Genomic DNA, 300 nt, shown 5'->3' with positions numbered 1-300 from the left:
GAGGGCAACACCCAGACCTACGCGTCCGCCGACCGCGACGGCACGATCACGCAGGGCGGCTACTCGACCCACGTTGTCGGCGACGAGGACTTCGTGCTCCGCGTGCCGGAGGCCATCCCGTTCGACAAGGCCGCGCCGCAGCTGTGCGCCGGCGTGACCACGTACTCCCCCCTCGCGCACTGGGGCGCCGGCCCGGGCAAGGAGGTGGCGGACGTCGGCATGGGCGGCCTCGGCCACATGGACGTCATGCTCGCGCACGCCATGGGCGCCGAGGTCACCGTGCTGTCCCGCACGCTGAGG

The 300-nt window shown here is 73.0% G+C and carries 1 pseudogene; it reads left to right on the top strand.

The window, feature by feature from the left end:
• A pseudogene (locus tag KVT14_RS20230) lies at positions 1-300 on the top strand (alcohol dehydrogenase); the annotation flags it as partial.

The sequence above is a fragment of the Cellulomonas sp. GbtcB1 genome (genome assembly GCF_019091725.1).
Taxonomy (GTDB): domain Bacteria; phylum Actinomycetota; class Actinomycetes; order Actinomycetales; family Cellulomonadaceae; genus Cellulomonas.
This window is presented reverse-complemented; position numbering and strand designations above follow the sequence as displayed.